Origin of the sequence: Streptomyces sp. NPDC005202 (assembly GCF_040608235.1) — a bacterium.
GTDB lineage: Bacteria > Actinomycetota > Actinomycetes > Streptomycetales > Streptomycetaceae > Streptomyces.
Window position 1 is genome coordinate 235746 of record NZ_JBEXHW010000005.1, and the last position, 26933, is coordinate 262678.

General features: G+C 72.4%; 27 protein-coding genes and 4 pseudogenes. 17 read left to right on the top strand and 14 right to left on the bottom strand.

Features of this window, described 5'->3' with window-relative positions; genetic code table 11:
• Window positions 1-174 precede the first annotated feature (174 nt).
• The 3 genes from ABZV31_RS12440 to tuf are packed head-to-tail and all read left to right on the top strand — an operon-like array spanning window position 175 to window position 2758.
• Window positions 175-504, top strand: a complete 330-nt coding sequence (locus tag ABZV31_RS12440; RefSeq protein ID WP_355891775.1) for a hypothetical protein — start codon at window positions 175-177, stop codon at window positions 502-504.
• Between the two features lie 37 nt (window positions 505-541).
• Complete coding sequence (locus ABZV31_RS12445) at window positions 542-1510, top strand: ribose-phosphate diphosphokinase (RefSeq protein ID WP_355891777.1); 969 nt, start codon at window positions 542-544, stop codon at window positions 1508-1510.
• Window positions 1511-1564: 54 nt separating this feature from the next.
• Window positions 1565-2758 (top strand): elongation factor Tu, encoded by a 1194-nt coding sequence (tuf, locus tag ABZV31_RS12450; RefSeq protein ID WP_355891780.1) that lies wholly within the window; start codon window positions 1565-1567, stop codon window positions 2756-2758.
• 43 nt (window positions 2759-2801) lie between these two features.
• Here the strand turns inward: tuf and ABZV31_RS12455 are convergent, their stop codons facing one another.
• Entirely contained in the window at window positions 2802-3182 is a 381-nt protein-coding gene (locus ABZV31_RS12455; protein WP_355891783.1) for an anti-sigma factor antagonist, read from the bottom strand.
• 253 nt (window positions 3183-3435) lie between these two features.
• Entirely contained in the window at window positions 3436-4386 is a 951-nt protein-coding gene (locus ABZV31_RS12460; RefSeq protein ID WP_355891785.1) for an NADP-dependent oxidoreductase, read from the bottom strand.
• Window positions 4387-4457: 71 nt separating this feature from the next.
• Here ABZV31_RS12460 and ABZV31_RS12465 point away from each other — a divergent pair, with 71 nt between their 5' ends.
• Window positions 4458-5405: a helix-turn-helix domain-containing protein gene (locus ABZV31_RS12465; RefSeq protein ID WP_355891788.1), complete on the top strand. Its 948-nt coding sequence runs from the start codon at window positions 4458-4460 to the stop codon at window positions 5403-5405.
• A 23-nt stretch (window positions 5406-5428) separates the two neighbouring features.
• On the opposite strand, the gene ABZV31_RS12470 is transcribed toward ABZV31_RS12465, so the two are convergent.
• Window positions 5429-5989, bottom strand: a complete 561-nt coding sequence (locus ABZV31_RS12470) for a TetR/AcrR family transcriptional regulator (RefSeq protein ID WP_355891791.1) — start codon at window positions 5987-5989, stop codon at window positions 5429-5431.
• Entirely contained in the window at window positions 5986-6348 is a 363-nt protein-coding gene (locus ABZV31_RS12475) for a DUF1304 domain-containing protein (RefSeq protein WP_355891793.1), read from the bottom strand. Before ABZV31_RS12475 ends, ABZV31_RS12470 begins: the two co-directional genes overlap by 4 nt.
• A 202-nt stretch (window positions 6349-6550) precedes the next feature.
• Here ABZV31_RS12475 and ABZV31_RS12480 point away from each other — a divergent pair, with 202 nt between their 5' ends.
• Both ABZV31_RS12480 and ABZV31_RS12485 read left to right on the top strand, forming a co-directional pair.
• Window positions 6551-7015: a pyridoxamine 5'-phosphate oxidase family protein gene (locus ABZV31_RS12480; protein ID WP_355891796.1), complete on the top strand. Its 465-nt coding sequence runs from the start codon at window positions 6551-6553 to the stop codon at window positions 7013-7015.
• A gap of 78 nt (window positions 7016-7093) precedes the next feature.
• Window positions 7094-7453: pseudogene (locus ABZV31_RS12485) on the top strand (VOC family protein); the annotation flags it as partial.
• Between the two features lie 52 nt (window positions 7454-7505).
• On the opposite strand, the gene ABZV31_RS12490 reads toward ABZV31_RS12485, so the two are convergent.
• Together ABZV31_RS12490 and ABZV31_RS12495 are read right to left on the bottom strand one after the other, a co-directional pair.
• Window positions 7506-7805, bottom strand: coding sequence for a DUF4235 domain-containing protein (locus tag ABZV31_RS12490; RefSeq protein WP_355891799.1), 300 nt, complete (start codon window positions 7803-7805; stop codon window positions 7506-7508).
• Between the two features lie 44 nt (window positions 7806-7849).
• Entirely contained in the window at window positions 7850-8869 is a 1020-nt protein-coding gene (locus ABZV31_RS12495; protein WP_355891802.1) for a glutathione S-transferase C-terminal domain-containing protein, read from the bottom strand.
• A 236-nt stretch (window positions 8870-9105) separates the two neighbouring features.
• On the opposite strand from ABZV31_RS12495, the gene ABZV31_RS12500 reads away from it, so the two are divergent.
• Together ABZV31_RS12500 and ABZV31_RS12505 are read left to right on the top strand one after the other, a co-directional pair.
• Complete coding sequence (locus ABZV31_RS12500; protein WP_355891805.1) at window positions 9106-10326, top strand: IS110 family transposase; 1221 nt, start codon at window positions 9106-9108, stop codon at window positions 10324-10326.
• Window positions 10327-10581: 255 nt separating this feature from the next.
• Window positions 10582-11508 carry a cation diffusion facilitator family transporter gene (locus ABZV31_RS12505; RefSeq protein WP_355891878.1) on the top strand — a complete coding sequence of 309 codons (927 nt, stop codon included), beginning with the start codon at window positions 10582-10584 and terminating at the stop codon, window positions 11506-11508.
• A 99-nt stretch (window positions 11509-11607) separates the two neighbouring features.
• On the opposite strand, the pseudogene ABZV31_RS12510 reads toward ABZV31_RS12505, so the two are convergent.
• Window positions 11608-12058 (bottom strand): annotated as a pseudogene (locus ABZV31_RS12510) (nitroreductase family deazaflavin-dependent oxidoreductase).
• Between the two features lie 233 nt (window positions 12059-12291).
• Between ABZV31_RS12510 and ABZV31_RS12515 the strand changes: the two are divergent.
• On the top strand, window positions 12292-12807 hold the full coding sequence (locus ABZV31_RS12515) for a nuclear transport factor 2 family protein (RefSeq protein ID WP_355891808.1): 516 nt from the start codon (window positions 12292-12294) through the stop codon (window positions 12805-12807).
• Here ABZV31_RS12515 and ABZV31_RS12520 read toward each other — a convergent pair.
• The gene (locus ABZV31_RS12520; RefSeq protein WP_355891811.1) at window positions 12767-13399 is read right to left on the bottom strand and encodes a LysE family transporter; all 633 of its coding nucleotides are present in this window, start codon (window positions 13397-13399) and stop codon (window positions 12767-12769) included. The genes ABZV31_RS12515 and ABZV31_RS12520 overlap by 41 nt on opposite strands.
• A gap of 280 nt (window positions 13400-13679) precedes the next feature.
• Between ABZV31_RS12520 and ABZV31_RS12525 the strand changes: the two genes are divergently transcribed.
• On the top strand, window positions 13680-14876 hold the full coding sequence (locus ABZV31_RS12525; RefSeq protein ID WP_355891814.1) for a cytochrome P450: 1197 nt from the start codon (window positions 13680-13682) through the stop codon (window positions 14874-14876).
• A 12-nt stretch (window positions 14877-14888) separates the two neighbouring features.
• Window positions 14889-15089 carry a ferredoxin gene (locus tag ABZV31_RS12530; RefSeq protein WP_355891817.1) on the top strand — a complete coding sequence of 67 codons (201 nt, stop codon included), beginning with the start codon at window positions 14889-14891 and terminating at the stop codon, window positions 15087-15089.
• Here ABZV31_RS12530 and ABZV31_RS12535 read toward each other — a convergent pair.
• Window positions 15064-15483: pseudogene (locus tag ABZV31_RS12535) on the bottom strand (RNA polymerase subunit sigma-70); the annotation flags it as partial. The gene ABZV31_RS12530 and the pseudogene ABZV31_RS12535 overlap by 26 nt on opposite strands.
• Window positions 15484-15544: 61 nt before the next feature.
• Here ABZV31_RS12535 and ABZV31_RS12540 point away from each other — a divergent pair.
• The 3 genes and pseudogenes from ABZV31_RS12540 (at window position 15545) to ABZV31_RS12550 (ending at window position 17658) form a co-directional block, all read left to right on the top strand.
• Window positions 15545-15977: pseudogene (locus ABZV31_RS12540) on the top strand (nuclear transport factor 2 family protein).
• Window positions 15978-16006: 29 nt separating this feature from the next.
• Complete coding sequence (locus ABZV31_RS12545) at window positions 16007-16540, top strand: flavoprotein (RefSeq protein ID WP_355891820.1); 534 nt, start codon at window positions 16007-16009, stop codon at window positions 16538-16540.
• A gap of 149 nt (window positions 16541-16689) precedes the next feature.
• Complete coding sequence (locus ABZV31_RS12550; protein ID WP_355891823.1) at window positions 16690-17658, top strand: aldo/keto reductase; 969 nt, start codon at window positions 16690-16692, stop codon at window positions 17656-17658.
• A gap of 54 nt (window positions 17659-17712) precedes the next feature.
• Here the strand turns inward: ABZV31_RS12550 and ABZV31_RS12555 are convergent, their stop codons facing one another.
• Entirely contained in the window at window positions 17713-18546 is an 834-nt protein-coding gene (locus tag ABZV31_RS12555) for a phytanoyl-CoA dioxygenase family protein (protein ID WP_355891826.1), read from the bottom strand.
• Window positions 18547-18609: 63 nt separating this feature from the next.
• Here ABZV31_RS12555 and ABZV31_RS12560 point away from each other — a divergent pair, with 63 nt between their 5' ends.
• On the top strand, window positions 18610-19536 hold the full coding sequence (locus ABZV31_RS12560; RefSeq protein WP_355891828.1) for a helix-turn-helix domain-containing protein: 927 nt from the start codon (window positions 18610-18612) through the stop codon (window positions 19534-19536).
• A 346-nt stretch (window positions 19537-19882) separates the two neighbouring features.
• On the top strand, window positions 19883-22072 hold the full coding sequence (locus tag ABZV31_RS12565) for a ricin-type beta-trefoil lectin domain protein (protein ID WP_355891831.1): 2190 nt from the start codon (window positions 19883-19885) through the stop codon (window positions 22070-22072).
• Between the two features lie 6 nt (window positions 22073-22078).
• On the opposite strand, the gene ABZV31_RS12570 is transcribed toward ABZV31_RS12565, so the two are convergent.
• From ABZV31_RS12570 to ABZV31_RS12585, 4 genes are all read right to left on the bottom strand, one after another.
• On the bottom strand, window positions 22079-22567 hold the full coding sequence (locus ABZV31_RS12570) for a universal stress protein (protein ID WP_355891834.1): 489 nt from the start codon (window positions 22565-22567) through the stop codon (window positions 22079-22081).
• Between the two features lie 19 nt (window positions 22568-22586).
• Window positions 22587-23789, bottom strand: a complete 1203-nt coding sequence (locus ABZV31_RS12575) for an arsenic transporter (RefSeq protein ID WP_355891837.1) — start codon at window positions 23787-23789, stop codon at window positions 22587-22589.
• Window positions 23790-24045: 256 nt separating this feature from the next.
• Window positions 24046-24738 (bottom strand): DUF4232 domain-containing protein, encoded by a 693-nt coding sequence (locus tag ABZV31_RS12580; protein ID WP_355891840.1) that lies wholly within the window; start codon window positions 24736-24738, stop codon window positions 24046-24048.
• Window positions 24739-24869: 131 nt separating this feature from the next.
• Window positions 24870-26237 carry a serine/threonine-protein kinase gene (locus ABZV31_RS12585; RefSeq protein WP_355891843.1) on the bottom strand — a complete coding sequence of 456 codons (1368 nt, stop codon included), beginning with the start codon at window positions 26235-26237 and terminating at the stop codon, window positions 24870-24872.
• 45 nt (window positions 26238-26282) lie between these two features.
• Between ABZV31_RS12585 and ABZV31_RS12590 the strand changes: the two genes are divergently transcribed.
• Complete coding sequence (locus ABZV31_RS12590; protein WP_355891846.1) at window positions 26283-26834, top strand: RNA polymerase sigma factor; 552 nt, start codon at window positions 26283-26285, stop codon at window positions 26832-26834.
• The last annotated feature ends 99 nt before the right edge of the window (window positions 26835-26933 follow it).

Genomic DNA, 26933 nt, shown 5'->3' on the forward strand with positions numbered 1-26933 from the left:
CGGGGCAGTCGCCTGATGGAAGTAGTCATTCGACGGTCCTCCTTCCTCCTTCTGCGCATGCCCGCCAAACCCCTTGCCAGACCGCCGCGTTGGCCGATCGACTCCCCTGACGGAGGCACGTGGGGCGCACTGGCGTGCAAGGCGGCCTCCCGCCGGCGCGGCAGGAGCCCCCGGATGACCGCAGACAGCACCTCCCGCCCCCTGTGCCCCATGCGCCGCATGACGGTCCCGGAGCCCGGACCGCCCCGGCCCGTCGGCCTGTTCTGGATCACCGAGGACTCCGCGTACGTGGGGGCCGAACCGGTGGGCGCGGCCTGCGGGGTGCGCCTGACGGGGGGCGGGGTGGAGGTTCCGGGGACCGACCGGGGCACGTTCCCGGGCTCGCATGGGGCCGTGACCACGCCGCCGAGGCTCTTCTCCGAGGCGGGCGGCCCGACGAGTCCGCCGTCATGGCGCGTCCCCGGCGGCGTGCTGCCACGGGGTTTCCCGAGGTCAGTAGCATGAGCCCGGCAGCTGTGAATGATCACGCGAGGAGCGGATCGTGCGAGACATCGCCGTGTTCAGCGGTAGCGCCCACCCCGAGCTGGCGGCGGAGGTCTGCGCGCATCTGGGCGTGCCGCTCAGCCCCACCCGGGTCAGCCGGTTCGCCAACGACTGCCTGGAGGTGCAGCTTCAGGCGAACTGCCGGGAGCGGGACGTCTTCCTGATCCAGCCGCTGGTCAAACCGGTGCAGGAGCACCTCGTCGAGCTGCTGCTGATGTGCGACGCGGCCCGCGGCGCCTCCGCCGGCCGCATCACCGTCGTCATGCCGCACTACTCCTACGCCCGCTCCGACAAGAAGGACGCCCCGCGCATCTCCCTCGGCGGACGGCTGGTGGCGGACCTGCTGATCACGGCGGGCACGAGCCGCGTCCTCGCCATGACGCTGCACGCGCCGCAGGTGCACGGCTTCTTCTCGGTGCCCGTCGACCACCTGCACGCGCTGCGCGAGCTGGCCGCGCACTTCCAGCAGTACGACCTGACACGCACCACCGTGGTCTCGCCGGACCTCGGCAACGCCAAGGAGGCGGCCGCGTTCGCGCGCATGATCGACGCCCAGGTGGCCGCGGGGGCGAAGCAGCGGTTCGCCGACGACCGGGTGACCATCAGCACCGTCATCGGTGACGTGGCCGGGCGGGACGTCATCGTGCTGGACGACGAGATCGCCAAGGGCAGCACCGTCCTCGAACTCCTCGACCGGCTGCGGGAGTCGGGGCCGCGCTCGATCCGCATCGCCTGCACGCACGGCCTGTTCGCGGCCGGCGCCCTCAAACGGCTGTCGCAGCAGCCCGACGTACTGGAGATCGTGTGCACCAACACCGTGCCGGTGCCGGTGCCGGTGGAGGACCACGAGGAGTACAAGTCCAAGCTGCGGATCCTGTCCATCGCCCCGGCGCTCGCCGAGGCCGTACGCCGCATTCACAACGGTGAGTCCGTCAGCGCCCTGTTCGACGCGCCGCCGAGCGAATAGACATGACGTGAGGAGCAACGCTCGGCCTCACCGAGGCGATCAGGAGGGCCCGCAGTGGCGAAGGCGAAGTTCGAGCGCACCAAACCGCACGTGAACATCGGCACCATCGGTCACATCGACCACGGCAAGACGACCCTCACGGCGGCCATCACGAAGGTGCTCCACGACAGGTTCCCCGACCTGAACCCGTTCACCCCGTTCGACCAGATCGACAAGGCGCCGGAGGAACGGCAGCGCGGCATCACCATCTCCATCGCCCACGTCGAGTACCAGACCGAGCACCGGCACTACGCCCACGTCGACTGCCCCGGCCACGCCGACTACATCAAGAACATGATCACCGGTGCTGCCCAGATGGACGGCGCGATCCTGGTCGTCGCGGCCACGGACGGGCCGATGCCGCAGACCAAGGAGCACGTGCTGCTGGCCCGGCAGGTGGGGGTGCCGTACATCGTCGTCGCCCTCAACAAGACGGACATGGTCGACGACGAGGAGATCCTGGAACTGGTCGAGCTGGAGGTGCGCGAGCTCCTCACCGAGTACGAGTTCCCCGGCGACGACGTCCCCGTCGTCAAGGTCTCCGCGCTCAGGGCCCTCGAGGGCGACCCGCAGTGGACCCGGTCCGTGCTCGAACTCCTCGCCGCCGTGGACGAGTTCGTGCCCGAGCCGCAGCGCGACGTGGACCGGCCGTTCCTGATGCCGATCGAGGACGTCTTCACCATCACCGGACGCGGCACCGTGGTCACCGGCCGGATCGAGCGCGGCACGCTGAAGGTCAACAGCGAGGTCGAGATCATCGGCATCCACGAGCAGAAGACGAAGACCACGGTCACGGGCATCGAGATGTTCCGCAAGCTCCTCGACGAGGGCCGCGCGGGCGAGAACGTCGGTCTGCTGCTGCGGGGCGTGAAGCGGGAGGAGGTCGAGCGCGGGCAGGTCGTCATCAAGCCCGGCTCGGTCACCCCGCACAAGGACTTCGAGGCGCGGGCGTACATCCTGTCCAAGGACGAGGGTGGCCGGCACACGCCGTTCTTCGAGAACTACCGCCCGCAGTTCTACTTCCGCACGACGGACGTGACGGGCGTGGTGACCCTGCCGCCGGGCACCGAGATGGTGATGCCGGGCGACAACACGACGATGCGGGTCGAGTTGATTCAGCCGGTCGCCATGGAGGAGGGGCTGAAGTTCGCCATCCGCGAGGGCGGCCGGACGGTCGGCGCCGGCCAGGTCACCAAGATCCTCAAGTGACGGAGGCCGGAAGGTCGAGCTGCGGGAAGAGCCGAAAGGAAGGTCATAAGGTGCCGGACGTGGCCTCGGGCTGGCCCAGGGCCGCGTCCAGCGTCGGCTGCGGGCGGAGCAGCCGGGCCAGACCGGTGACCTTGAGGATGCGCAGGGTCAGCGGGTGCGTGCACACCACGTGCAGCTCTCCGCCCCGGTCGAGCACCCGGCTCCGGGCCCGGTACAGCAGGCGCAGCCCGGAGCAGTCGAAGAAGTCGACCCGGCTCAGGTCGAGCACGACCCGGGCGCCGGGCCGGCCCGTCACCCGGTCCAGATACGGCACGATCTCCGTGGCCGCGGCGATGTCGATCTCCCCGCGAAACTCCAGCACCGTGTGCCCTCGGTCCCGGCGGATGCGCAGATGCCGGGTGAGTGGCGCAGGTTCCTGCTGCACGACGACATCGCCTCCAACCGGCTCCTCATGCGGCGGGGTCGTGGATCAGCGTAAAACCCTTCCCCGCCCTGCAAGTTACCCCCGATGGAGTGAATTGCAGCATGTTCGATTGACATATGTCTTCGAATTGCGGGCCGAGTCTTCCTGTGACCTGCGGGACACGCAGGTGACCTGCCGTCAGGGCTACGACAGTGCGTGAGCGACGCCCGTAGTCGCCTGCTGCGCAACGCCCCTGCTCACCTCCTGGGCGGCGTCAGTCGACCAGCAGGACCAGCTTGCCCGTGGTGCGGCCGGTGTCGCCGAGCTCGTGCGCCTTGGCGGCCTCGGCCAGCGGGAAGGTCCCGGCGATCGTGGCGCGCAGCCTGCCCGCCCCGACGAGCTCCGCGATCGCCTTCATGCCGTAGTGGTCGGCGTCGACGAGCATCCTGATCGCGCGGACGCCGAGCCGCTCGGCCTCCTCGTAGAACTCGTCGGAGCCGACCGCAAGGATCGAGACCACGAGCCCGCCCGGGCGCAGCACCCGCAGCGAGCGGACGGAGGTGTCGCCGCCGATCGTGTCCAGCACGACGTCGACGTCCCGCACGCCCTCCGCGAAGTCGGTCGTGCGGTAGTCGATGGCCTCGTCCACGCCGATCTCGCGCAGGAAGTCGTGCTTGCCCGCGCTCGCGGTGCCGATGACGTACGCGCCGCGCGCCTTGGCGATCTGCACCGCCACATGGCCGACGCCGCCGGCCGCCGCGTGGATCAGCACCCGCTGCCCCGCCTTGAGCTCCGCCCGCTCCACCAGCGCCTGCCACGCGGTCAGGGACACCAGCGGCAGCGCGCCCGCCTGGGTGTGGTCGGTCCCGGCGGGCTTCAGCGCGAAGGCGCGGGCCGGGGCGGTGACGTACTCGGCGTGCGAGCCGTGGCCGAACGGGTAGGGCAGCATGCCGAAGACCTCGTCCCCGGGCTTGAAGAGGGCAACGCCGATCCCCGTCGCCTCGACCACGCCCGAGACGTCCCAGCCCAGTACGAACGGCGGCCTGCCCAGGAAGCCCCCGGTGGCGCGGTGCTTCCAGTCGGTCGGGTTCACCCCGGCGGCGCGCACCCGCACCAGCACCTCGTTGGGCCGCGGCGCGGGCCGCTCCAGTTCCACTTCCTTGAGGACCTCGGGACTGCCGAGGACGTCCTGACTGATCGCACGCATCGTGTTCACATCGCTCATGGTGTCCCAGCCTGCCCGGGCCCGCCCGCCGGGGAAATGGCATGATTGCCAACCTTCGATAGGATCGTGCCATGCGGCAAGCGGAACGGGTCGTGGTCCTGGCCCTCGACGGCGTCTATCCCTTCGAACTGGGCATCCCCAGCCGCATCCTCGGCGCGGCCGATGGCCGGTACGAGGTGTTGACCTGCACCGTCGACGGGCGTCCGGTGCGCACCAACGCGGACTTCTCCGTCACCGTCGAGCACGGCCCCGAGGCCCTCGCCACCGCCGACACCGTGGTGATCGCGCCCATCACGCCGGCCCGCGTCACCGCCGAGCTGCCGGACGAGGTCACCGCCGCGCTCGCCCTGATCCGCCCAAAGGCGCGGATCGTCTCCATCTGCACCGGCGCCTTCGTCCTGGCCGCGGCCGGGCTCCTCGACGGCCGGAAGGCCACCACGCACTGGCAGTTGGCCGACCTGTTCCGGCGCATGTTCCCGCGCGTCGCCCTCGACCCGGACGTGCTCTTCGTCGACGACGACCGCGTGCTGACCTCGGCCGGCGCCGCCTCGGGCGTGGACGTCTGCCTGCACCTCGTCCGCAAGGACCACGGCAGCGAACTGGCCAATACCGTCGCCCGCCGCTGCGTAATCCCACCGTTCCGGGACGGCGGCCAGGCCCAGTACATCGAGCAGCCCGTGCCCGAACAGGGCGCCGCGAGCACTGCCGCGACCCGCGCCTGGGCCCTGGAACGTCTCGGACAGCCGCTCACACTGGCCGACCTCGCCGCCCACGCCCGGATGAGCCTGCGCACCTTCGCCCGCCGCTTCAACGACGAGGTGGGCCTCAGCCCCGGCCGCTGGCTCATTCAGCAGCGCGTCGTCCGGGCCCGCCACCTCCTGGAGTCCAGTGATCTGACGGTCGACCAGATCGCGGGCCAGGTCGGCTTCGCGACCGGCGCCTCCCTGCGCCAGCATCTGCACGCGGCGATCGGGGTCTCACCGCAGGCGTACCGGCGCACGTTCCAGGCGGTGCGCTAGTCTCACGGGCGGCCGCGGGGCACTCACCGGCTCGCGTGCAGGGCGACCAGCAACTGCCAGACCTGGTCGGCCACTTCGTCGGACCTCGCGTCGATGAGGCCGTGCAGCCAGTCGGCGAGGACCCCGGCGAAGGTGGCGGCGACGGCCGAGGCGACCAGCGGGGCGTCGGCCGCGCCCGCGAGTTCGCGCTCGGCCAGGCTGCGGGCCCGCAGGTCACGGTGCAGGACCCGGCCGAGGGGGCCGCCGCCGCCCGGGGTCAAAAGGGTGCGGTACAGGGTGGCATGGGGAGCGAGTCCGGCGAAGAAGGCCCGCAGGGCGGGTGGCGCGTGCACCGGGTCGGGCCGGCCGCGCCAGGCGTGCAGGGCGTCCACGGCGTCGCGTACGACGTCTGCGCAGGCGTCGACGGCCAGCGCCTCCAGGTCGGCGTAGTGCACGTAGAACGTTGCCCGGCCGATCCCTGCCCGGCGTACCAGCGCGGCGACGCTCACCTCCGCCAGAGGCCGCTCGGCACAGGCGTCGAGCAGGGCTTGGCGCAGCCGCGCCCGGGTGCGCGCGGTCCGCGGCTCGGGGGTGGTCCGGGTCACCGGGCGATCAGGACGGCGGCCAGGGCCAGTGCGCCCGGCAGGGCCTGGGCGACCAGGATGCGGCGGTTGGCGGTGACCGCGCCGAAGACTCCGGCGACCACGACGCACGACAGGAAGAACACCTGGGCGCGGAAGCCGGTCGGGTCCGCGGCGATCAGACCCCACACCAGGCCTGCGGCGAGGAAGCCGTTGTAGAGCCCCTGGTTGGCGGCCATCGGCGCGGTCGCCCGCGCCATTTCCCGGTCGAAGCCGTGGAGCGACCGGCCCGGCTTCCTCTGCCACAGGAACATCTCCATCACCAGGATGTACCCGTGCAGGGCCGCTACCAGGCCGACCAGGACGTTCGCGACCGTTTCCATGCTCGGACGACCCCCTCAGTTCTTGGACAGGCGTCCACTATAGCTGGACACCTGTCCAAGATGGCGCTGCTGACGGAGTGAGGCGCCGCGGCCGCGCCACGCCTGGCGGAGATCCGGGCGCGGCGCGACACCTGACGGTCACACTGAGGGACGTCCGGCCGTCATGTCCGTGACCGACGACTCGTCAGGAGGCTGTTCGACGATGACCGCACCCCCCGTACGTCCCGGGAAGCAGCGCAAGCTGGACACCCTGCACCGCTTGGAGCACGACGTCGACGCCTGGGTGGCGACGGCCGACGCCGCCGGCGGGGCCCCTTACCTGGTGCCGCTGTCGTTCCTGTGGGACGGCTCCACCCTGCTGCTGGCCACCCCGGCGGCCAGCCCCACCGGCCGCAACCTGCAGGCGACCGGCAAGGTACGCCTCGGCGTGGGACCGACCCGGGACGTGGTGCTCGTGGAGGGCACCGCCGAGGCCGTGCCGCCCATCGACCTGCCCGAGGAGGACGCCGAGGTCTTCGCAGGCAAGACCGGCTTCGATCCCCGCCAACTCGCCACGCCCTACCTGTACTTCCGCATCCATCCGCAGCGCGTCCAGGCCTGGCGCGAGGCGAACGAGCTGGAGGGGCGGGAGCTGATGCGCGACGGGCGGTGGCTGGTGGCCGACTAAATCCGCGGGCCCGGGATATCCGGAAGGCAGAGGGCGGCGAAGCACGAACGCCCCGTCGCCGGACCCTTCGGAGGAGACATGCCACTGGTGACCGCGGGCGTCGTGGTGCTCGACTGCGCCGAGCCCGAGAAGCTCGCCGCGTTCTACAAGGAACTGCTTCAGGCCGAGGAGACGGAGGCGACCGCCAACCTGGTGGATATCAGGGGCGTCGACGGGATCCGGCTGGCGTTCCGGCGCGACCTGAACGCGACCCCGCCGAGCTGGCCGCGTCCCGAGAACTCCCTGCAGGTGCACCTGGACTTCCTGGTGGAGGACCTGGACGCGGCGGAGCGCCGGGTCGTCGAGCTGGGCGGGCGCCCGCTGGAGGCGAAGGACGCGCCCGGCCCGTACGAGGAGCGCAGTTGTTCCGACCCGGCCGGGCACTCCTTCACGCTCCGCCGCACCCGGTCGACGGGGGCCGAAGCAGGGCTGAGACGGGGCTGCGGCTCCGTCAGTCCCGGCCGCCCCTGGCCTTGGCCGGCCACACCCCGGTGCAGCGCTCCATGGCCTTGGCGCCCGCGCGGTCCACGGCGCTGCGCACGACGGCGAAGATGGCGCCCTGGACCGCCGCGGCCAGCAGGATCTCGCCCCAGCGGCGGTCCTCGTCGAGGGCGTCGGGGGCGTCGTCCTCGTTCCGGATGGCCTTCCACGTCGCGCGGAACGCCATTCCGGCCAGCGCCCCGCCGGCCCAGCCCAGCACGAATCCGACCGGCTGGTAGGCGAGCGGGAGCTTGTGCTTCTTCTTGGCCACCTGGAACTCCTTTGTGCGTAGCCGAATGGGGGAGAGGGGAGCGTTCAGGGTCGGCCCTGCGCAGGGACCTCCTCGCCGGCGCGTACGGGTCCGGGCGGTGTCCCGTCGCCGAAGGGCCGGCCGCCGAGCTCCTCGCGGTGATGCGGTGTCAGCCAGCCGGACAGGTCCGGCCCGACGGGCACGATACGGGTCGGGTTGATGCCGGTGTGCACCTGGTAGTAGTGCCGCTTGATGTGGTCGAAGTCGACCGTGTCACCGAAGCCGGGCGTCTGGTACAGGTCGCGGGCGTACGCCCACAGCACCGGGTTCTCTGCCAGCTTCCAGCGATTGCACTTGAAGTGGCCGTGGTAGACGGCGTCGAAACGGACCAGGGTGGTGAACAGCCGGATGTCCGCCTCGGTGATCGTGTCGCCGACGAGGTAGCGCTGCCGGGCCAGGCGCTCGGTGAGCAGGTCCAGCCGCCGGAAGACGCCCGCGCACGCGTCCTCGTACTCCTCCTGACGCGTGGCGAACCCCGCCCGGTACACGCCGTTGTTGACGTCCTCGTAGACGTCCGCCATCACCGCGTCGATCTCGTCGCGCAGCGCCCGCGGGTACAGGTCGGGTGCCCCGGGCCGGTGCAGGGCGGTCCATTCGGTGGCGAAGTCGAGCGTGATCTGCTGGTAGTCGTTGGTGACCAGCTTGCCGCTGGGCACGTCGACGATCGCGGGCACGCTCACGCCGCCCGGGTAGTCGCTCTCCCGGTTGTCGTAGGCCTCGCTCAGGAAGCGGATGCCGAGGACGGGATCGCGGCCGTCGGGGTCGAGCGTGAAACGCCAGCTGCGGTCGTCCTGGACCGGGTCGACGACGGCGAGCGACAGGGCGTCCTCCAGGCCGAGCAGCCGCCGGGAGATCACCGCCCGGCTCGCCCAGGGACAGGCACGGGCGGCCACCAGACGGTAGCGTCCGGCCTCCACCGGCCGGCCGTCCCGGCCGTCCGCCGTGATCCGGTCCGCGAAGTGGCTTCTGGACCGCTTGAAGGCCTTGTGGCCGTAGGCGCTGTTGCCCTCGCGCCCGTCGCTCATTAGAGGACCATCCCTTCTGCAGCCCTCACGGGTAGGGTTGTGACCTCTCGGTCCCGGTGGGTGCACGGCCTGCGGCGCGCGCCAAGCGATAGCCGGCATGAGTTACGCCGGCCCCGCCGGGCCGAGGCCGTCTGATCGGCTTCAGGAACACGCCCCGTCGAGGGCCGATTGATGAGCTTCCGGCAGACGACCTCCACCGAGTGGTGCTCCTTCTGCGAGCTGGGAGTACAACGCACGTGTTCGTTGGCTGGGACTGGGCACGTGAGACGCACGACGTGACCGTCATGGACGGCGACGGGGCCCGGGCCGACCGGTGGGAGCTGGCCCACACCGAAGAGGGCCTCGCCAACGCCCTGGCCAGGCTGCAGCGGCACGGCGATCCGGCCGATCTGCCGGTGGCGATCGAGACCAGCCGTGGCCTGGTGGTCGACCGGCTGCCGGCCGCCGGGCATCCGGTGGTGCCGGTGCACCCCAACGCCTTCCACGCGATGCGCCCGCGCTGGGGCGCATCCAAGGCCAAGACCGACGCCGGCGACAGCTTCAAGCTCGCCGACTACCTGCGCACCGATGGCCACACGCTGCGCGTGCTGGCACCCACCGACCAGGCCACCCTCGAGCTGCAGGCCCTCACCCGGACCCGGGACGACCACGTCGAGGCCCGCACCGCGGCGGTCAACCAGCTCGCCGCGCTGCTGGACGCGCACTGGCCCGGCGCCAAGGCCGTGTTCGCGAACCTGGACTCCGCGATCGCCCTGGCCTTCCTGGAGCGCTACCCGACCCCGCAGGCCGCCGCCAAGCTGACCCCGGCGAAGATGCGCGCCTTCTGCAAGCGGCACTCCTACTGCGGGCGCCGCCCGGCCCATGAGCTGATCGAGCGGCTGCGTGCCGCCCCCAAGGCCGCCTCCCGCCTCGGCCACGAGACCGTCGCCGACCTGGTACGCGCCCAGACCGCGCTGGTCCGTGCACTGAACGCCACGATCAGCCAGCTCGACGGGGCGATCGCCGCCGCGGTCGAGGAACACCCCTACGTGCCGCTGCTGGCGAGCATGCCGCGGATCGGCACCATCAACCTCGCCCAGATCATCGGCGAGATCGGCCCGATGCTGGAGCGCGCCACCTCCGCCGAACAGCTCATCGCCGAGGCCGGCGTCGTCCCGGTCACCCGCGCCTCGGGCAAGTCCCGCACCGTCGTCTTCCGCTACGCGGCCAACCGCAGAGCCCGTCTGGCCATCACGCGCTTCGCGGACAACAGCCGCCACTCCAGCGAATGGGCCGCGAAGATCTACAACGACGCCCGCGCCGCCAGGAAGCGGCATCCGCACGCGATACGCATCCTCGCCCGCGCCTGGCTGCGGGTGATCTGGGCCTGCTGGCGCGACGGAACCTGCTACGACCCGGCCATCCACCAAGCCGGCCGCAAGGCGAAGAAGCCCGCCACGAAGGCCGAAGCGGCATAGGGGTTGACTCAGGGAACTCATGCGTCCTCCCTGCTGTATGGGTGCCCTGGTGAACGCGTTCCCCGAATTCCGCCGACGGCACGGTGTGATCCGTCCCGGCCGGGGCATTCGGCGAACGTGAGCGGGACACCCACGGAGCACACGACGGACCACACGACGGACCACGGGACGGACCACGGGACGGACCACGGGACCGGCCGGACGGCGGAAGGGACGGACGGGACGGAAGAGCGGACATCGGACCGCAGGACACGCATCACCGTGCTGGTGGCGCTCGCGGCCAACCTGGTCATCGCGGTCGCCAAGGCAGTCGGCGGCCTCGTCGCGCACTCCCCGGCCCTGCTGTCGGAGGCGGCCCACTCCGTCGCCGACAGCCTCAACGAGGTCTTCCTGCTGGCCGCGCTGCGCCGCAGCCGCCGCCCCGCCGACCGGCAGCATCCCTTCGGCTACGGCAAGGAGCGGTTCTTCTGGTCGCTCCTCGCCGCCGTCGGGATCTTCGTGATGGGCGGCTGTTTCTCCTTCTTCCAGGGCATCGAGGCGCTGCGAAGCGGCACCGAGGAGAAGTTCAGCGGCTATGTCGCGGGCCTGATCGTGCTCGGTGTCGCCCTCGTTGCCGAGGGAGTCTCATTGCTGCGGGCGCTGCACCAGGTGCACCGGCAGGGCGGCGGCAAGGGCAGCCTGCGCGACCCGGCCCTGCGCACGGTCGTCGCCGAGGACGGCACCGCGGTGGTCGGTGTCACGCTCGCCCTCGTCGGCATGGCGCTGCACATGGCCACCGGTCAGGTCGTGTGGGAGGCATCCGCCTCCATGGCGATCGGCGTGCTGCTCGTCTACGTCGCCTACCGGCTGGGCCGCGACGCGCGCGACCAGTTGATCGGGGAGGCCGCCGACCCGGAGCTGAGCAGCAGGATCAGGAGCCTGCTGCAGGCGCAGCCCGAGATCGACAGCGTGGAGGCGCTGTTCACCATGAAGATGGGCCTCGACTCCGTCCTGGTGGCCGCCCGCATCGACCTGGTGCCCGGCCTGGACAGCGAGCGGGTCGAGGAGGTCGCCGTGCGCATCAAACGCTCCATCGCCCACACCCTCCCCGAGGCGGACCAGATCTTCCTCGACGTGACCGACCGCCGGGCCCAGGAGGCACGAGAAAGCCCCGCCGCGACGGGGGAACGCGGCGGGGCCTGAGGCTCGGGTGCCCGGGCCGCCGCCGTTTCATGCATCCCCGGACCGGAATTTTTTTCCGGCCCGTCCAGAGAACGACCGGAAGCGGATACCGCGCGCGGATCAGTGCCCGTCGGCCGGCTCCAGGACGAAGACCGGGATCTCCCGCGAGGTCTTCTTCTGGTAGTCGGCGTACGGGGGATAGGCGGCGACGGCACGCTTCCACCACTCGGCCTTCTCCGCGCCGGTGACCTCACGGGCCGTCATGTCCTGCTTCACCGGCCCGTCCTGCAGCTCGACCCGGGGATCGGCCTTGAGGTTGAAGTACCAGAACGGATGCTGGGGCGCGCCGCCCTGCGAGGCCACCACGGCGTAGCGCCCGTCATGCTCCACGCGCATCAGCGGAGTCTTGCGGATCTTGCCACTCCTCGCGCCCCGCGTGGTCAGCACGACGACGGGCATGCCCGTGTCCATCAGCGTCGTTCCCCTGGGTGCCGCCGGAGCTCTCGTACAACTCCACCTGCTCGCGCACCCACTGGGCCGGGCTGGGTTGGTACTCGCCCTCAAGATGCATGGCATCCGTCCTCTCGTCACGTCCTCTGACTGATCTCGCACCGCCGTTCAACGTCGGTGCCCGCTCGATTCATCCCTACCGCGTCCTCTTCGGCCAGCCCTGATGCGCGCCGCCATTACCCCGCACGTCATCGCGCGGCCACTACCCCGCACGTCATCGCGCCGACGCGGGCCCCTGCGGCACAGTCGTCATCAGCGCACGACGTCGAGCCGACCGACCGGGAGGGCCGCCCCATGAACCGCACGACTACCGAGACGACGACCCGCGCCGTGGTCGAGGAACTGCTGCGCCGCATCGGCGCGGGCAAGCCCGAGCGGATCGCCGAGCTGTACGCCGAACCCGGCGACTGGCGGCTGAGCTGGCCCGAGGAGGAACACGGCCGGAGCGCCACCCCGTGGATCCGGCACCGCAGCACCCGCGCCGACGCCGCCGCCCACTTCCGCGAACTGGCCGCCCACCACGTCCCGGAGCGGGCGGCCACACAGATCGAGCGGATTCTCGTCGACGGCGAGGACGCCGTGGTCCTCGGCGAGATCCGGCAGGTCGCGGCGCCCACCGGACGGCCCAATCGCGCCAGGTTCGCGCTGCACCTCACCGTCCGGGACGGCCTGGTCGTACGCCATCACGTGTACGAGGACAGCCTCGCCGTCGCCCGTGCCTTCGCACCCGGCGAGGGCGGCCCGGACGGCTCGAGTGACCGAACCCGCCTCATGACGGCGACACCACCATCCGTACCGCCAACGCCATGATCACCCCGCTCGACACCAGGGTCGTGACCAGCCGGCCCCGGTGGCCCGTCAGGGCCCGGGCGAGCAGCGCGCCGCTCCCGGCGAGCAGCAGCTGCCAGCTCGCGGACGCGGCGAAGGCCGCCAGGACGAACACCCCCTGTGCCAGGGGCGGTACGGCGCCTGCGGTGCGGGTGCCGAGCACCAGTGCCGCGAAGTAGATCACGGTGGTGGGGTTGAGCAGGGTGATCCCGAGCAGACCCAGATACGCCCGGGCCGGGCTCGGCGGGGCCGGGTCGGGCCGGATGGCGAGCCGGTGCTCGCGGTACTGCCGCAGGGCGGTGACCGCGCCCCGCAGGGCCAGCGTGGCCAGCACAAGGGCCGACACCCAGCGCAGTGGCAGCAGCACCGGCCGCAGCGCGGCGGCCAGGGCGGAGCCCCCGAGGGTGGCCAGGAGGGCGTAGAGGCCGTCGGCGGTCGCGACGCCGAGCGCGGCGCAGAGACCGGTCCGCGGGGAGGTTCGGGCGGTGAGGGAGACCAGGTAGGTCGCGACAGCGCCGACGGGCACGGCGATGCCGTAGCCCGCGAGCAGCCCCGCGACGAGGGCGGCGGTCACGACCGCACCGGACCGGGCCTCCAGGAGCGGCCGGGCTGCTGCTGGAGCCGCGCCGGGAAGACGGCGGCGGACATCAGCGGCAGGAACACGTCGATCGTGGGCATGGCCGGATCCTGCGCCGTGCGGCCCCACGGAGGCAATCGGATTACGATGCGGAAGAAGCGCTTCCCAGCCAGATCCCGCAGGTCGCCGATCTGGCCGAACTTCGCGTCGCACCATTAGATGCCTCGGGCATCTAATGAAGATCGGCACGACGCACCCTTCGTCTGCGAGGTCTTCCATGACGGAACTGTCGGAACCCGTCGCCTTCCCTCAAGACCGCACCTGCCCCTACCACCCGCCCACCGGCTACGACCCGCTGCGCGCCACCCGGCCGCTCGCCCGCATCACCCTCTACGACGGCCGCCCGGTCTGGCTCGTCACCGGGCACTCCCTCGCCCGGGACCTGCTGGCCGACCCCCGCCTGTCCACCGACCGCACCCGCCCCGGCTTCCCCGCGCCCACGCCCCGCTTCGCCGCCGTCCGGAACCGGACGACCGCGCTTCTCGGCGTCGACGACCCCAAGCACCGCACCCAGCGGCGGATGATGATCCCCAGCTTCACCCTCAAGCGCGCCACCGCACTCAGGCCGCGGATCCAGCGGATCGTCGACGACCTGCTGGACGCGATGACCGCCCAGGGGCCGCCCGCCGAGCTGGTGAGCGCCTTCGCACTGCCCGTGCCCTCCACGGTGATCTGCGCGCTGCTCGGCGTTCCCTACGCCGACCACGAGTTCTTCGAGGCACAGTCACGGCGCCTGCTGCGCGGCCCGACGGCCGCCGACACCGAGGACGCGCGGGACCGGCTCGACGCGTACCTGGGCGAGTTGATCGACCGCAAGCAGAAGGAGCCCGGAGACGGCCTGCTGGACGAGCTGGTCCAGCAGCAGTTGCGCGAGGGCACGCTCGACCGCGCCGAGCTGATCGCCCTGACGCTCATCCTGCTGGTCGCGGGCCACGAGACCACCGCCAACATGATCTCGCTCGGCACCTACACGCTGCTCCAGTACCCCGAGCGACTGGCCGAGCTGCGCGCCGACCCCTCGCTGCTGCCCGCCGCGGTCGAGGAGCTGATGCGGATGCTGTCCATCGCCGACGGGCTGCTGCGGCAGGCCAGCGAGGACATCGAGGTGGCCGGGACGACGATCCGGGCCGGCGACGGCGTGGTGTTCTCCACCTCGGTCATCAACCGCGACGAGGACGTCTATCCCGCCCCGGACACCCTGGAGTGGCACCGCCCGGCCCGCCACCACGTCGCCTTCGGCTTCGGCATCCACCAGTGCCTCGGCCAGAACCTCGCCCGCGCCGAGCTGGAGATCGCGCTGAGCACCCTCTTCGAGCGGCTGCCCACGCTTTGCCTCGCCGCACCGGCGGACGAGATCCCCTTCAAACCCGGCGACACGATCCAGGGGATGCTGGAACTCCCCGTGACCTGGTAAGAGGCTGGCGTCATGCGCATCGACATCGACAAGGACCTGTGCATCGGCGCCGGTCAGTGCGCCCTGGCCGCGCCGGGCGTGTTCACCCAGGACGACGACGGCTTCAGCACCCTGCTGCCCGGCCGCGAGGACGGCGTCGGCGACCCGATGGTCCGGGAAGCCGCCCGTGCCTGCCCCGTCGGCGCCATCACGGTGTCCGAAGCGGCGGGGTGAGACCTGCCCCCGGCAGGTCGAGCACGGCCAGCCGCACCCGGCGCAGCCGCTCCGGGGCGGCGATCACGTCGTAGGAGGCGATCCGCCCGCCCTCGACGGCGACGTCGAGGACGAACAGCAGCCGTCCGAGCGGGGCGACCACGACACCGACGCGGCCGTCGACGAGGGCCGGCACGGCGAACCGGGCACGGTGCCGCAGCAGCACCGTCCCCTCCGCCACCGCCCGAGCCCCCCGCAGCTTCGCCGGCACCCCGGCCGGCAGGGCGGCGGGGTCGGCCCGGCGCACGACGTCGGGGGCGAGCACGCCCAGCAGCGCGCCGAGGTCACCGCCCCGCGCGGCGGCCAGGAACGCCTCGACGACCTGCCGGTGCCCCTCCAGCTCGGCGCCGGGCACCTGGCGGCCGCGTCGCCGGCCCCGGCACGCGCGGCGGTCACGGCGCTCGCCGCCGCCTGAGCTGGCCGACCGCCCGCCGCTGCCGCCGTTCACCCCTGAGACCGCCGCGCAGAAGGTCCAGGCCGCCGAGGACGCCTGGAACACCCGCGACCCGCACAGGGTCGCACTCGCCTACTCCGAGGACTCCGTCTGGCGCAACCGGGACACCTTCCTCACCGGCCGCGCCGAGATCGTCGAGTTCCTCACCGCCAAGTTGGGAGCGCGAGCAGGAGTACGCGCTGCGCAACATCGCGGTGCGGTTCCAGTGCGAGTCCCACGACGCCGAGGGCCAGTGGTGGCGGTCGTACGGCAATGAGTTGTGGGAGTTCGACGAGCACGGCCTGATGACCCGGCGCGAGGCGAGCATCAACGACGTGCCGATCGAGGAGAAGGAGCGCCGCATCTTCGGACCGCGCCCCGAGGCCGAGCGCGGCCAGTCCTTCCCGCTGCGGTGAGGCATCCGGGTGTTCAGTAAGGTTCCCGGGTGACTGAACAGGCCGGAAAACCCTTCCTCTATGTCGTCGTATGCGGCGCCGGCATCGCCGTCGACGTCAGCAAGCTGATCACTGCGGCGCAGGAGCGGGACTGGGAGGTCGGCGTCATCGCCACTCCGGTCGCCATGGGCGGCTTCTTTGACACCGCCGCGGTCGAGGCGCAAACGGGCCGCCCCATACGCTCCGCCTGGCGCAGCCCCGGCGACCCGCGCCCCTTCCCGCCGCCCGACGCCGTGGTCGTCGCGCCGGCCACCTTCAACACCATCAACAAGTGGGCGGCGGGCATCGCCGACACCCTCGCCCTGGCCACCCTGTGCGAGGCCTGCGGCCTCGGTGTCCCGGTCGCCGCTCTGCCGTGCGTGGCCGACGCGCTGACCGCCCACCCCGCGTACCGGAGCAGCCTGGTACGGCTGAGTGGGATGGGCGTCCGGTTCGGGGAGCCGTACTCCGGCGAGACCGCGGAGGACGGCAGCCGGCCGGAGTTCGGCTGGGAACGGGCACTGGACCTGCTCGACCGGCATTGAGGCTCGACCTGTATCAGGGTCTGCCGTACACCCGGTCCGGCGGCCGCGGTCCGATGCCTGCCGTCAAGAGGGGCCGATGAGGCGGAGGTTGGGGGAGGGGCGGCATACGCTCTCCCCTGGTAGCACCCCCGAAGGCAGGAGCAGCAACGATGCAGTACGTGAAGCTCGGTTCGACGGGCCTGGACGTGTCGCGGATCTGTCTGGGCTGCATGACCTACGGCGTGCCCGACCGCGGCGTGCACGAGTGGACCCTCGACGAGGAGGCGTCGCGCCCGTTGATCCGGCAGGCCCTGGAGGCGGGGATCACCTTCTTCGACACGGCCAACGTCTACTCGGACGGCACCAGCGAGGAGATCGTCGGCCGGGCGCTGCGCGACTTCGCCCGGCGGGACGAGATCGTGCTCGCCTCGAAGGTGTGCGGCCGGATGCGGCCCGGGCCCAACGGCGGCGGGCTGTCCCGCAAGGCGATCATGACCGAGATCGACCACAGCCTGCGCCGCCTCGGCACCGACTACGTCGACCTCTACCAGATCCACCGCTGGGACCCCGACACGCCGATCGAGGAGACCATGGAGGCGCTGCACGACCTGGTGAAGGCGGGCAAGGTGCGCTACATCGGGGCGAGTTCGATGTACGCCTGGCAGTTCTCCAAGGCCCAGTACACCGCGCAGCTGCACGGCTGGACCCGCTTCGTCTCCATGCAGAACCACTACAACCTCCTCTACCGCGAGGAGGAGCGGGAGATGCTGCCCCTGTGCAAGGACCAGGGCGTCGGCGTGCTGCCCTGGAGCCCGCTCGCCCGCGGCCGCCTCACCCGGGACTGGGGCACGACCACCGAACGCAGCGCCCGCGACGAGTTCGGCAGCCGCCTGTACCCGGAGAGCGACCGCACCGTCGTCGAGGCGGTCACCCGCATCGCGAACGACCGCGGCGTCCCGCGCGCCCGGGTCGCCCTCGCCTGGCTGCTGCACCAGGACACGGTGGTCGCGCCGATCGTCGGCGCGTCCAGGCCGCAGCACCTCGAGGACGCGGTGGCCGCCGTCGACCTGGAGCTGAGCGACAAGGAGATCGCGGAACTGGAGGAGCCCTACACCCCGCACGCCGTCAGCGGCCACTGAGCCCGCCCGAGGGCCGGCCGGCGACGACCGCCGCGCCCCCTCGCCCGGCCCGCTTCAGTGGGGTCCGTGCGCTGCGAACTCCGTGCCGCACGGCCCCGCGCCCTCGCTCTCCGGCAGCGGGACGCGCTCGCCGCTCATCGACAGGGTGCGGTAGTAGCCGCCGATGCGCTCGGTCGACCGGCCGACATAGTGTCCGATGAACGAGCGGCGGAAGCGGTCGGTGGTGCGGTTGGGCCCCGAGCCGTGCACCAGGCTGCCGTTGAAGAACAGGACGTCCCCCGGCGCCATGTCCACCGGTACCGCCGTCAGGCCGGGCGGCGGCGGGACGTACTCGCGGGCGAACGACAACGCGGCGTCCGCCTCCTCCGGGCAGAACAGGTCCATCCGGTGCGTCCCCGGAACGACCTCCAGACCGCCGTTGTCCCGGTCGATGACGTCGCAGGCGATCCACGCCGCCACGCACGTGCCCGGCTCCACCCGCAGATAGAAGTTGTCCTGGTGCAGCGCCTGCCCCCGAGCCCCCGGCGGCTTGAAGTAGAACATGCTCTGCGCGGCCAGCACCTCCTCGCCGAGCAGTACCTCCAGCACGCCGCGCAGCCGCGGGTCCAGCAGGACGTTCAGCGCCAGTTCGTCGATCTCGTGCGGGTGCATCACCCGCGGGTGGACGTGCAGCGGATCGCCGGGACAGCCGTCGTCGGCCCGGCGCGGCTCGAAGTGCCCGGGCACCGGGCCGGCCGCGTGCAGTGCCGCGAACCGGGTGCACAGCCGGTCGGTCTCGTCGCCCCGGAACAGCCCGCGTACGACCGTGAAACCCTCCTCCTCGAACTGCCGCAACCCGGTCCCGGGCAGGATGGGAGCGCCAGAGGCGCCGATGTCCGTGGCTGTCATGCGTCCACTCCTCGGTCGGGTGTCCTCCGTTCGTCACGCTAGGGCGACGCGCCCGCCGGGAGGATGTCCGTGAGTGCTGGGGGATTGCCCGAGACCGCTGCCTCCGGCGATCCGTCCCCGCCGCCCGGCCTGGTGGTGGTCGGCCACTTCGACCAGACGCCGGGCTACGGCGTCAACCGCCCGCATGGTGCGGACAGTTGGCTTTTCACCTGGACCACGGGGGGAACGGGCCGGCTGCGGCAGGGCGTGGCAGAGGTGCAGGCGGGGCCGGGCGATCTGGTGGTCCTCTCGCCGGGGGTGCGACACGGCTACGCCGTCGCGCCGCGCGCCCGGCACTGGCGGTTCTGGTGGGCGCACTGCCAGGCCCGGCCCACCTGGCCGGCCTGGCTGCGGCCCCACGCCGTCGACGACGGGCTGTACGCCGTCTCCCCGGTCCCGGCCGTCCTGCACGGCCGTATCGAGGCGGCCTTTTGCCGGATGCGCGCCGACGCCCGCTGGACGGGGACCGGCGCACCGCCCGCCGAGGCGGCCCCGGACGACCGCGTCGCCGCGGCCCACGGCACCGCGGCGCGGGAACTGGCGCTGTGCTCCCTGGAGGAGGTCGTGCTGCTGGCGACCGCGGGCGCGCGCGGGACGGTGCCACCGCCGGGAGCCGACCCGCGTGTGCGCCGGGCCGCTGAGCTGATCGCCGCCGATCCGGGCGCCCCGCACACCGTCCGCTCGCTCGCCGGGAGCGTCGCGCTGTCCCCGTCACGGTTCGCGCACCTGTTCACCGAGCAGCTCGGCCAGTCGCCGATGCGGGCCCTGCGCGAGGCACGGCTGCGGCACGCCGCCCGGCTGCTGGAGGGCACCGACCTGTCCGTCGAGCGGGTGTCGGCGGCCTCGGGATTCGTGAGCCCGTTCCACTTCAACCGGGTGTTCCGCGAGCGTTACGGGTTGCCGCCCGGCGCCTACCGCGCTGCGCACGGCGACAGATGGTCCGAGGCCTGAAAAGGTACGGGCTGCGCCTGAAAAGGTACGGGACTGCTCGAGTCCACCTCAGCAATTGCCGTGTCGATCCGGCCGCAATCCCTTTGACGCCTCCTACTGACAAAGCGTCAATTGTCCGGTGATGAAGGTGCCCTGCACAGAACCGGGCAATCTCTTGTTCCGTCCCGCTGACCTGTGCAAAGGTGTGCCTTGTCGGCGTGCAGACAATGGGTTTGCTTCTGCATGCACGAGGCCGCTCCCGTACGCCCCCACGCTTCACAAGAGCTGCCGCAGGCGGACGATCGAGATGCCGAAGCCTACCCCTTGGTATGGACTGATTCTGCGGTGCGTCTGGAGGAATGCAGCCGTGAATGACCCAGGCCTGTCGAATTCCCCCAAGCCCCCTCGCCCGTTCGACGCGACGGACGAGCAGTTGAGCGCCGAACTCAGGAAATGGACGGGTGCCACGCCCGCTCTCCGGCCCGTCGGCGAACTGCTGGACCGGCACTGGGAAGCGGCCTTCGCCTATGCACGGCTGTGCACCGACGGCCCGCGCGCCGCGGGCATGCTCACCACCGCGGCGTTCACCCGCCTGTTCGGGGAGTTGCTGCGGCAGTCCGGGCCGACGGCCGCGTGGCGGCCCCAGTTGCTGGTCACCGTGCGCCGCATCGCGGCCGAATGGGGCACCGACCACCGGCAGGAGATGCTCCACCCGGATCTCAGGTCCGCGACCGGGGACGGAGACCGGATCGCCGCACGCCTCCTGCCGCCGACCGGCCGGCGCCTGCTCTCCCGCGCGTTCCAGCGGCTGCCCCAGACGGCCCGCGCCCTGCTGTGGCACGCCGAGGTCGAGGCCGAACCCCTCGCCACCCCGGCCGGTCTGCTGGGCCTGGACGAGGAGGACGCGCGCGTCGAACTCGGGCGGGCCCGGGAGCGGCTGCGCGAGGAGTGCCTCCAGGTCCACCGCGAACTCGCCCCCGAACAGGAGTGCCTGCGCTACCTCCGGCTGCTGGACGTGACCTGCCGGCGCGGCGGCGTCGATCTCGACCCGGACCTGAAGCAGCACCTTGCCGGGTGCACGCACTGCCGCTACACCGCCGACCAGTTGGGCCAGTTCAACGCGGAACTCGGCACCGCGCTGGCCGAAGGGGTGCTCGGGTGGGGTGCGCGGGCCTATCGGGAGTTCTGCATGGGCGGCGTCGAGGAGACCGCGCCGACGGAGGCGGAGCCGGTCCCGGCCGCCGCCCGCATGAGCGGCGACGAGGCCTTCGCGTCGGCGGCACCCGTCGGTGGTGAGGCCTTTGCGCCCGCCGTGCCAGGTGCGCCCGTCGGTGGTGAGGCGTTCACAGCCGCCCTGCCCGATGGGCCGGTCGGTGGTGAGGCCTTCGCATCCGTCCTGCCCGATGGGCCGGTTGGTGGTGAGGCGTTCAGAACCCCCTCGCCGAGTATGCGCCTTGGTGGTGAGACGTTCACAGCCACCCCGCCCGGTACACCCACCGGTGGTGACTCCTTCGCCTCCGCCCCGCTCGCCCCGGCCGCCGGAGACGAACCCTTCGCGCCGTCCCCGGCGCCCGGCCCTCGCACCGCCCGGCGCCGGTCGGCCCACAAGGCGGCCCGGCGTGCCGCCCGCCGCCGCAATGTCGCCGTCGCCGTGGCGACCGTGAGCGGACTGGTCGTCCTACCGCTCGTCCTGTGGACCGTGCTCGGCTCCGGCGACGGCACCGCCCCGGGCACCGGCGGACAGGCCACCGACGCATCCGGCTCCGCCGCCGGCCCCTCGACCTCCGGGCCCTCCTGGACCGGAGCCGGTAAGGCAGGGCGGGGCACCCTGCGGGGACGGCTGCACAACGTCGCGTCCGGGCTGTGCGTCGGCGTCGTCGGCAAGAAGGCCGTCAAGGGCGCGGAGACCGAGCTGACGACCTGTTCCTCGACGCCGAGCCAGCAATGGGCGTACGAGACCGACGGACTGCTGCGCAACGCCGCCGCCCCCGACCTGTGCCTGGACTCCCACCTCGGCTACTCGGTCCGGCTGGCCCCGTGCACGGGAGCGTCCCGTCCGGGCGCCAAGAACGTCCGCTACGACTTCACCCTTCAGGGTACCCTCGTTCCGCGCTTCGACCAGGACCTGGCCCTGACTCCCGCCGCCACCGACGGCGAGGGCGCCCTCGTGCTCAAGACCCGCGCGAACAGCGACACCCAGCGCTGGGTGATCGACACCTCCCAGCCCGACCTCCAGATGGAAATGGTCAACTGGGACGCGAACAGCAGCCCCTCGACGCACCCGCCGGCCGCGTCCACCCCGCTGCCGTCGAGGTCGACGAAGCCGGCGGCCACGCCGGCACCGTCCGCCACTGCGCCGCGGTCGACCCGGCAGCCGGCACCCACCAACCCGTATCCCACCGGCGCCTGTTCCCCCTACGGCTACCCCTGCTCGTGGAACGGGCAGAACGGCTGGGGCAACGGATACGGATACGGATACGGAGACAGCTACGGACCCGGGTACGGCTACGGGCCCGGCTACGGGCCCGGCTACGGGCCCGGATACGGCGACCGCTGAGCGACGTCAGCGGTCAGGCGGCGGCGGAGGCAGTATCGTCAGGTCCGGCGCCGCCTCCGGCCACACCAGCAGCACCGGGCAGGGCGCGTGGTCGACGGCGAACCGCACGGCCGGTCCCAGGCTGCGCGGGCCGAGCCGGTCGCGGTCGCCGTCGCGGGCCAGCACCAGCAGATCGGCGCCCTCGGCGGCCGCCACCACCTCGCGTTCGACGCGCCCGGTCCGCTCCATCCGGCGGCACGGCCGCCCCAGTCGCTCGGCGGCCGCCTCCAGCAACTCGGCCGCCGACGTACCCCCGAGGTCCGTCAACCGGTCGCCCGGGTCGCGCTCGGGGTGCCCGCGGCCGAGCAGCCCGGCGAACGCGCCGTGCGCCACACCGGGCACGTCCGGCCCGCTCACGTGCAGCAACACCACGTCGGACGCGTGGGGCGCATGGGTGCGCACGGCGTCCACGCAGGCGGGCCAGGTGCCCTCGTCGAGCCAGGCGATCACGCGCATCGGTCGGCCTCCCTCAGCCTCACAGAACCTGCAGCGACACCCACAGTGCCACCACGGCGGGGACAAGGGACGACGGCACGGCCAGCAGACCCAGCCGGGTGAACTCCTTGAGGTCCACGCCGTGTTCGTGCTGGTGCACGATCCGCCGCCACAGCAGCGTCGCCAGCGACCCGACGTAGGTGAGGTTCGGGCCGATGTTCACCCCGAGCAGCACGGCCAGGACGGCACCGGGCCCGGCCGGAGCGGTCAGCGGGAGCAGGACCAGCACCGCCGGCAGGTTGTTGATCAGGTTGGCCAGGACGGCGGCCAGTGCGGCGATGCCGAGCAGCGCCGGCAGCCCCGTGCCGCCGGGCAGGACGTGTCCGAGTGCGTCGGCGAGCCCGTTGTCGACCACCGCACGGACGACGATGCCGAGGGCGAGCACGAACGCCAGGAAGGCCGGCGCGGCGGCCCGCACCACCGTCAGCGGGGTGTCCTGCCGCCGCGCCAGGACGCGCCCGGCGAGCACGAGCGCCCCGGCCGGAGCGGCCCACACCGGTTCGATGCCGAGCGTGGAGGCCACCACGAACCCGGCAAGCGTGCAGGCCACGGTGACCAGGGCGAACAGCGGCAGCTCCGGCGGCTCGGCGGTGCGGGACGAGGGGGCCGCGGCCGCCAGGTCGCGGGCGAAGAAGCGGCGGAAGACCACGTACTCGGCTCCGATCGCGACCAGCCACGGCAACGCCATCAGCCCGGCGAACCGGGTGAAGCTCAGCCCGCTCGCCGCCAACGCCAGCAGGTTGGTGAGATTGGAGACCGGCAGCAGCAGCGACGCCGTGTTGGACAGATGCGTGCACGCGTAGACGTGCGGCTTGGGCCGGACGCCCGTCCGTGCGGCGGTGGCGAACACGACCGGCGTCAGCAGCACGATCGTGGCGTCCAGGCTGAGGACGGCGGTGATCGCCGACGCCAGTGCGAACACCGCAGTCAGCAGCCGCACCGGGCGGCCCGCCGCCCAGCGGGCCATCCACGCGCCGCACGCCTGGAACAGCCCCTCGACGTCGCAGAAGTGGGCGAGCACCAGCACCGCGGCCAGGAACCCGACCACCGGCCCCAGCCGCTCCGCCTCGGCCCGTGCGTGGTCCAGGGAGATCGCGCCGGTGGCGATCGCGATCCCGGCGGCCGGGACGGCCATGACCGCCTCGGGCCATCCGAAGGGGCGGATGACGGCCCAGGCGAGCACGGCGACGAGCAGGACGACGGACAGGGTCTCGGCCAGCGGGGCGTTGAGGGCTCGGACCTCCGGACGCGATCAAGTGGTGCGTGCCCATCAAAGCAAACAAGCGACAGAGATCTACGAGGTGCCCTTGCCGCCGGCCGTGCTGTCGCCGCCTCGGACCTGCGGCCGGCCGAGCAGGCGGACAGCGCTCAGCGGTCCCGTCACGAGCCCCGCTGCCGGGGGAGGCAGCGGAGTTCACGGTTGAGGGAGGGAGGGGGAGTCAGGCGCCGGTGCCGAGCCTGAGGACCGTGAGGAACACCGAGGAGGCGTTGCCGCCCACGGGGACCTGGCCGGCCGTCCACTTCACCGTGAGGTGGTCGCGCTCGTCCGGCGGCGTGACGATCAGCGCGGCGGGCGTGGCCGTCCTCGCCCCGCTGACCTCGGGGTTGGAGAAGGTCAGACCCGCCCAGGCGCTCCGGCCCGGCTTCAGCGTGACCGACGTCGGCGCGCCGGAGGAGCGCTTCGGGTCGGGGCCGAGTTGCCTGCCGGAGGCGTCCACGAAGGCCGCGCCGGGGTAGCCGCGCACGGTGCAGGTGCGGCCGGACGTGTTCGTGAGGACGACCGGGAAGTTCTCCTGCCCGGCGCCCGGGTTGTTGCGGCCCACCGACGCCTTCAGCTCGGAGGTGTGGCAGCGGGTGCTCGTGGCGGTGGTGCTGGTGCCGGTGCGGGTGCCGGTCGTGCCCGGGGAGGAGCCCGTGGCCGTCCTGCCCGGCGCGGCGCTGCCGCTGGGTGCGGCGCTCTTGCCGGGCGCGCTGGGCGTCGTGTCACCGGTCGCGGGCGCGGCCGTGCCCGACACCTTCTGCGGAGTGCTCCTCGTGCCGTTGTCGTTGCCGCAGGCGGTCAGCAGGCCCAGCACGGCGACCGCGCTCGCGAGCAGGGCCGCCCGGTGGAGGGACTGGGACGTGTGCGCCATGTTCCACACTCCTGGAGGTTCACCGCACGCGGTCGGCGCGTGCGTCCGGCGCCTCGTGCGCCGTCATGAGTGTCCGATGCGCGGGCCGGGCGAAAGGTTCGCGCTTCGCCTGCGATTCTTCCCGTACGTGGTCAGGTGACCCGCAGGGAGCGCAGTATGCGATCGGTGGCGTCACCGCCGTCGTGCTGACGGATCTGCACGTACACCTGGGGCTGTGGTGCGCCGTCGGCCGGGACGAGCGCGGTCTCCGTGAGCCGGCCCCCGCCGGGGCAGTCGCTCCAGGCGCGGGTCCGGCCGTGCCAGTCCGTGCTCGCGTAGGCGCGGCTGCCGTCGTAGTGGCAGCCCGAGTGGGCGAGGGCGCCGACCCGGGCCGTGACGTCGCCGTGCTCGCTCAGGCCGACGAACACGCCGCGCACGTCCGCGGCGAGGTCCTGCCACTTCCCCAGGCCGTCGGCGACGGCGAGCCCCGGCTCGTGCCCGGCGGGCAGCCCCAGTGCCGTGGGATTCCAGCCGGAGTCGCGCAGTTGGCGCCCCCAGCCGCCGGGCACCTGGACCACGACCCGGCCGGTCGCGTCCTCGACCCGGACGTCGGGCGTCGTGGACGGCCGGTTCACCAGGGCGATGCCCGCTCCCGCGGCGGCGACCGCGGCCACGGCTGCGGTCAGGGCGACGGCCCTGCCGCGCCTACGGGGGCGGGCGGCGGGCGGCTGCGACGCGACCAGCCGTTCCAGTTTCTCCGCGAACGCCTGCGCCGTGGGCCAGCGCCGCTCGCGGTCCGGTTCCAGCGCGCGCATCAGGGCCCGCTGGACGCCGGGATCCAGGTCCGGACGCAGCCGGTCCGGCCGTACGACCTTCCCGGACGCGGCGGGGACCGCGCCGGTGACGAGCTGGTAGCCGACCGCGCCCAGGCTGTAGACGTCGGCGCGCGCGTCGATGCCCGCACCGGGCTCGGCCTGCTCGGGCGGACGGTACCCGGCCGACCCGGCGGCCAGGGTGAGCCCCGACGCCTGCGCCAGGCTCTTGGCGAGCCCGAGGTCTGCGAGCAGCACCCGCCGGGTGCCGTCCGGCGCGGTGCGCAGCAGTACGTTGGTCGGCTTGACGTCCCGGTGCACGATGCCCGCCTCGTGCAGGGCGTGGGCGGCACGGGCGGCCAGCGCGGTCAGCCGCAGCGCCTCGGGCACGGGCAGCGGACCTGCGGCGAGCAGATCGGCGAGGGTGCCGGCGTCGGCGTACTCCATGACGAAGTAGGGCCTGCCGTCGGGGAGTTCACCGATGTCGTAGACCTGCACCACCCGATCGGATCCGGCCTTGCGCAGCAGCCGCGCCTCGGACAGGAACCGCTCCCGGACGTCGAGGCGGTGGGACCAGTTCTCGGCGAGGACCTTGACGGCCACCGAGGCCTCGAGCACGTCGTCGTGGGCGAGCCACACCGTGCCGAAGGCACCGGTGCCCAGGCGCCGTTCGAGGCGGTACCGGCCGATCCGCTCGAGGGGGTCCATACGACTATCATGCCTGCCAGAGATCGACTCCGAGGGAGACCTCCCGTGCTGAACGCGGCGCTGACCGAAGACCTCGCCCGGCGCGCCGCCGCCGGCGACGGGGCGGCGCTGGAGGAGCTGCTCCAGGAGGTCCGGCCCGAGATCGTCCGGCGCTGTGGGCGCTTCCTGCCGTGCCGTGAGGACGCGGAGGAGGCGGCGCAGGACGTGCTGCTGCAGATCGCGCGGAAGATCTCCACCTTCGAGGGCCGCAGCCGCTTCAGCACCTGGCTCCACACGGTCGTCGCCAACTGCTCCCGCCAGAAGTACCGCGAACTCAAGCGCCGCGCGGCCGAGCAGCCCGCCGCGATCGAGCCCTCGCAAGCCGTCGACCCGCGCACCACCAGCGTCATCGCGGGATCGCGCGTCGACCTCCTCGAGGCGCTGGACCGGCTGGAGCGGGAGCATCCCCACCTGGTGGCGCCGCTGGTGTACCGGGACATCTGCCAGCTGGACTACGCCGAGGTCGCCGAGCGGCTCGGCATTCCGCTGGGCACCCTCAAGTCTCGCCTGCACGAGGCGCGCCGGCAGGTCAGGCCCTGGCTGGCCGACGCCTCCTGACGGCTCAGTCCTCCCTACCTTGTTGATCGGGATGAGCGAGCCATTCGTAGGGTTGGCTCACCCAGGGGGTCCGGGTGTGGCTTTCAGTCCTCTGCCGCC